Raw genomic sequence first — 2256 nt, forward strand, 5'->3', positions numbered from 1 at the left:
GGCCGTGGTCCAAGGTCAGGTCTTCCAACCATAATAGGGCCACGGCGTAGCCGGATCCTTTCGCAGCCGGTTGGCGGGAGCGTAGCCGTTCAGCTGCGCAGTTGTACGGCTTCAACAACAGCGAGGTACTCGGCCGCACGTTGCTTCCAGTCGAAGGAATCGACCAGCGCCGCCGCCGGGGGCGCTGCCGGAGAGTTGAGGGCTACCTGGACACTGTCGACCCAGGCCCCGAGGTCGCCGGCGTCGGCCAGCCGGACGTCAGCTCCGGCCTCCATCAGGTAACGCGCTGCGCCGACGGGGGTGCTGACGATGGCGGCGCCCGCCGCCACTGCTTCCAAGAGGGTGGTCTGGAAGCCCTCGGAAAGCGTCGTGGGGTTCAGAAAGACACTGTTTTGGAGCAGTTCCGCGATCCGGGCTGGCGGTTGCCGACCGTGAATGACGACGCGGTGCGCCAGGGGGGAGGCCGCCGCGCGGCTTACCAGCGAAGGACTGTCTATGCCCTCGCCGACAATGTGCAATTCGATGTCCGGGTGGTCCGCAGAGAGTTGCTCGGCCGTTGCGAGGGCGAGCTCCCAACCCTTGCCCGGGACGATTCGGCCAACGTAGACAAGCCGGCTGCGCAGGCCAGGGCCGTTCGATTCGGCGGAGAAAGCCTCAGTGTCAATCGCGTTGTGGAAGACCTCGCCATCGACGCCCGCGAGGCTGCGGACGAACTCCCGGGCGCCGTCGGAAATGCACAGCACGCGGCTGGCGCCGCGCAGCACGAGCCTTCCCATCGTCTTGTCCACCAAGTTGCTGGCTAGTGCGACCAGCGGAATTACTCCCTTCACCGCGGCGGAGCCGTGTTCCGTGTGGATACCGGGGACGCCAAGCCGCCGGGCGAGGCGGACGCCTATCAAAGACATTGGGAAGAACCGGGTGTGCGTCGAGATCGCAGTCACGGGGCTGTCCGCCAGCATTTGCCGGATCTTCCGAGAGGTTCCTGGCCATGGCCAGGCGAGCACACCGCCAACGGCTGGAGAACACTTGAACCTAACAATCTTGGGGTTCGACTCCAGCTCCGACGGCGTGTCGTTGTCCAGGCAGAAGACTGTTACCTTCGCACCGAGATTGGCGAGTTGCTTGGCCAACGCCGCCACATGGAACTCCACTCCGCCGACGCTGGGGAGGTAGTTGTTGACCACAAACGCAACATGGTGGGCGGAGTCCGGGACCGGGGGAACGGGGGCGGTCAAAGTAATTAGCAGCTTTCTCTCGGGGCCGCGCACCTCCGTCGTCGGCACTTAGCGACGGCCCGATGCGCCGGGTCTAAGTGCTCACCACTATACCGGCAGCGCCTAGAGGCAGGGCGGGGCGGCCGCCGGGCTTGTGGAATACTGGATTCTTGTGAGTCGCACATGGTTCGTTATTCCGATGTACAACGAGGCTACCGTCGTCGGCGGGGTGATAGCGGATCTCCGTAAGGAGTTTCCTAACGTTGTCTGCATTGACGACGGCAGCTCCGACGGCTCCCAGGACATTGCGCGGGCGGCCGGCGCAGTCGTTATCCAGCACCCCATCAACCTCGGTCAGGGTGCTGCCCTGCAGACCGGGTTTGAATACGCCCTGCAGGACCCGGAGCTCGATTGCATCGTGACGTTCGACGCCGACGGCCAGCACCGCGTCGAAGACGCAAAGGCGATGGTGGAGCGCATCCGGAGCGGCGAGGCCGACATAGTGCTGGGTTCGCGCTTCCTGGACAAGCGGACCAAGCTTTCCCCAGCCAAGCGATTGGTGCTCAAGACTGCAGCCATACAGTCTCGGCTTTCCACTGGCCTGGACCTGACCGACGCGCACAACGGGCTACGCGCCATCAGCCCTTCGGTGGCCAGCCGCATTCACCTGACCCAGAACCGGATGGCACATGCCTCTGAATTGGTGCACCAGCTGGCGAAGATGCAGCCTCGCTATGTTGAGCATCCCGTAGAGATCATCTACACCGACTACTCCAAGGCGAAGGGGCAGTCGCTGTTAAACGCCGTCAATATCGTCGTCGAACTTTTCTTCAAATAGTAAAGGCCCCCTGACATGTTGATCTTCGTGCAGATTGCGCTCGTCCTTGCCGTCATCATCGTCTCCGTGGCGCTGATGCGCGGGGGATCTAACGCTCGTCACCTCGCCATTCGCCGAATGATGCTGATCCTGTTCGCCGGCGTGGCTGTTCTCTCGATTTTCTTCCCGGGCCTGCTCTCAACTGTCGCGACCTTCTTTGGCGTC

Annotated in this window: 3 protein-coding genes; 2 read left to right on the forward strand and 1 reads right to left on the reverse strand. The window is 63.2% G+C overall.

Going from position 1 to position 2256, the window contains the following annotated elements; all coding sequences use genetic code 11:
• Nucleotides 1-89: 89 nt before the first annotated feature.
• Nucleotides 90-1235, reverse strand: a complete 1146-nt coding sequence (locus AC5RWX_RS32655; protein ID WP_494100316.1) for a glycosyltransferase family 4 protein — start codon at nucleotides 1233-1235, stop codon at nucleotides 90-92.
• Between the two features lie 151 nt (nucleotides 1236-1386).
• Between AC5RWX_RS32655 and AC5RWX_RS32660 the strand changes: the two genes are divergently transcribed.
• Entirely contained in the window at nucleotides 1387-2052 is a 666-nt protein-coding gene (locus AC5RWX_RS32660) for a glycosyltransferase family 2 protein (RefSeq protein ID WP_494100317.1), read from the forward strand.
• A gap of 15 nt (nucleotides 2053-2067) precedes the next feature.
• Nucleotides 2068-2256, forward strand: a 189-nt coding sequence (locus AC5RWX_RS32665; protein WP_494100318.1) for a DUF2304 family protein, incomplete at its 3' end; no start/stop codon positions are given.

The organism is Arthrobacter sp. SPT-J7 (assembly GCF_059089965.1).